Source organism: Aporhodopirellula sallentina SM41 (assembly GCF_000346505.1).
Classification (GTDB): Bacteria; Planctomycetota; Planctomycetia; order Pirellulales; family Pirellulaceae; genus Rhodopirellula; species Rhodopirellula sallentina.
On record NZ_ANOH01000408.1, the window covers coordinates 1 to 3,030 of the forward strand.

Annotated in this window: 4 protein-coding genes; all 4 read right to left on the bottom strand. The window is 52.5% G+C overall.

What is annotated here, in order from left to right; genetic code table 11:
* Positions 1-24: 24 nt before the first annotated feature.
* Positions 25-396: a hypothetical protein gene (locus tag RSSM_RS26615; protein ID WP_044303732.1), complete on the bottom strand. Its 372-nt coding sequence runs from the start codon at positions 394-396 to the stop codon at positions 25-27.
* A gap of 151 nt (positions 397-547) precedes the next feature.
* Positions 548-1,885: a TlpA family protein disulfide reductase gene (locus RSSM_RS26620; protein WP_160168182.1), complete on the bottom strand. Its 1,338-nt coding sequence runs from the start codon at positions 1,883-1,885 to the stop codon at positions 548-550.
* A gap of 126 nt (positions 1,886-2,011) precedes the next feature.
* Positions 2,012-2,395 (bottom strand): hypothetical protein, encoded by a 384-nt coding sequence (locus RSSM_RS26625; RefSeq protein ID WP_008687076.1) that lies wholly within the window; start codon positions 2,393-2,395, stop codon positions 2,012-2,014.
* Positions 2,396-2,465: 70 nt separating this feature from the next.
* Positions 2,466-3,030 (bottom strand): GNAT family N-acetyltransferase (locus RSSM_RS26630; RefSeq protein WP_236621413.1); only part of this gene is annotated, 565 nt, incomplete at its 5' end.

Sequence of the window (3,030 nt, forward strand, 5' to 3'; positions counted from 1 at the left end):
AAACCTCTTTGTTTTGATCCGTCGCTATTCTTCGCCAGATTGAACCATCGAAGCTCGCAACCGCTCAAGTGCGGTCAGGATCAGGTCATGGTTCGCGCTAGTTGTGGATATCACCAGGGAGGATTTGCTGGCAAATGGAGCCATCGTTGACGACTTGCCCCAAGCGTTTGTGTCAACGGAAGTCTTGATGTACGCCATTAGGATCGTTGGGTCGAATGTCTTTCCGTCTTGAGACCACACTGGAAGATCGGTGAGGCGGTAAGTCATTGGATAGACTTTAACGGCGTCGGCAATGGTAGCGGTGTCCGCAGCGACAGATTTCGGAAGCATCTGTGTCACGGCAAACGCTGCCCAGCCAAAGACTATTATTGCCATGACTAGTTTGATTAAACGCATTGCATCCTCCTTGGATCGTGAAAATGTAGTAACTTTCAGCAGACGGTAGACCTCAATATCAGAACACGTCAATTTGCGGGGACGGATTCTTCGAGTCGACGAACGATACGGATCACGTGGCCGCCGCGAACGACTGACCACTTCAAAAAACTCATCTCGGCGGCTCACGTGCATCCGCTTGTTCCGCTTCTTCTTTCAACAGAATGCGGACCGCAGTTGCAAGCTTTTCTCCTCTGAGGCCGCGAAACCGCATGATTCCGCGTTTATCCAGCACAAACGTCGACGGCCACCCCTCAATGTTCCATCGTGTTGAGTGTCGCCTGTCCTCTCCGTCCCACCAGACCCGCCAAGTAATCTCTCCCGATTCGAGAGATTCGTGAATTGTATCAGTCGTTTCATCTCCTTGAACTCCCACGAAGGCAAATGGCTCATCGGCCATTTCATCGACTAACTTGCGATTAGCCGGGTACATTCTCTCGCAAGGTCCACACCCTTTAAATGAGAAAAATAGAACAACCACTTTTCCGCGAAAGTCCGAAAGCCTCATTCGCTTTCCGCTTGCATCCTTGCCGTCAATCGGCGGCGCTGGCCGGCCGATCGAGTGGTTGAGTTCAAACTCGATTGCCGAGAGTCGATCCGCGATACGACCGCGGTTCACATTCAATCGTTCGCAAGATTCACCTCGCTCAACTCGGACCAACACCGGTGTTTTGTGCTCAGTTCGCGGAGTGATTAGTTCATCCGCGTAATCGTCTCGGATTCTGTCAAGTAGCACACGGGCTTCAGCACGGTTGCGTTCGATGTTGATGGCTTGCATCCCCGCAAGAACGCCCTTGAGATCTTCGATTTGATCCAAGTCAACCGGAACTGAGCGTTCCAAAACGGCGAGTCGCGATTGATAAATGCGAGGCAGATTGGCCTCGAAGGCAAGATGACGCGCCAGTTCGCACGTTGCATTTGCACGAACGTGCTTATGTGGAGAAGACGTACTCAGAGACTGCAGAAAGACTCTCGCTTCGTCTTTTGCGGGTCCACTAAAAACAAAGTGAAAGGTTGTGTCGATATCTGGATAGTCAAAATAGTGCTGGCGAAGGGTTCGCAATGCGGCAACTTTACCTTTTGTTGCTGGGTAGTTGGCTACTGGGTAGTCCCCGTCAAATACACCACCATCAGCAGCCAAAACTAGGTGATAGAGGCAGCTAAAACCAATTTCGGACCCACGCGTTTGACGTTCAAGAGTCAAAAAGTCGGCCACCATTGCATTCATCGGGTAGTTTTCAAGGAACCCCTTTAGCAAATCGTCGCCCTCTTCTACCTCGTGAGTAAAGAACTGCCTACGCAGCTTCTCGTAGCGCGTTGCCAATTCGCCGAAACGAGTCTTGGCGTCAGACGCCCCAATACGAGATGAATTGCGGATAGTGCCCTGCGCGAAGCACGCTGGCAACGGTACGGAGATAAGCAAAGTAAGATAAAGCAGAAGTGATTGCATCGGATTACTAGCGGAACGCTGGCGTTGACCGGGTGCGAACGAACGATTAACCATTTGGGAACGTGTTATTGAGCACTCCGGTCCAACGCATGGTTATCCGTCGCCATGTGAGCATCGGAAGCGACATCAGAACCATTGGTCGTAAACAGTAAAGTGGCAGTGAGGAAATTCGTGTTCCATAGCAGCGACCCCGTCATCCGACAGGTCCGTAGCGTAGAGCTCAATATACCGCAATCCATCGACGCTATGGATAATCGGATAGAGCAAGGAAACGTTGTCGTCGTCCAACTCTGGGCAGACAAAGCGAACGCGGTAGTCGTAATGAAACCACAAGGGATAGCCGGACCAATCGTTTTGGGCGAACACATCCTCGCATCGTGATTGCGCATCAGCGTAGATGCGTGCGGGACCGAACCAAGCGAAGTCGAGAAAGGCAAACAGTCCAACCGGCAGGGCGAACAACAGAAGGACACCGACGGCGGTGAGCAGAGTCTTTCGCCGGTCAGCCATCGGGGGATTTCAGTCGGATAACGGTCGCGATAACCGAGTCGCGGCGTATGATTCACGATTGTCAGAAACGTCAACTCCGCGACTTCGGTTCATCGCTTGGTTCCCCGTCTTCGTCTCGGTGACACGCGTAGACCGTATCCGGGTGAGTATATCCGTCGAGCAGCACATCACTATCGTATTTCATCCCCATTTTCTCCGCGACACGAATCGACCGAAAATTGTCTGGGTCAATGATCGCAACTAGGCGATCCAAACCACGGCAAATGAATGCAAGATCACGAACCGCCAAAGCAGCTTCCGTTGCGAAACCAGTGTTCCAATATTCGCGGGCCAGGCGGTATCCGACTTCGATCTCCGCGCGACCGTTGATATTCGGGAACCACGTTAGCCCGCAGTAGCCGATGGCTCGTGGGTCACCTATTTTCGTGACAATCCAGAGCCCGTATCCGCGTTCATGATAGTCGCGGTTCATCAGGGCGATCCACGACCGAATCCATGCATCCGTTTGTGGGCCGTCACCGTATCGCATCACCTCCGCATCACAGAACACCGACCGCATTGCAATCGCGTCGTCAGGTGAAGCGTGTCGAAGCGTAAGTCGTTTAGTAGTGGCGACGATCATAGCTTGATCGCGG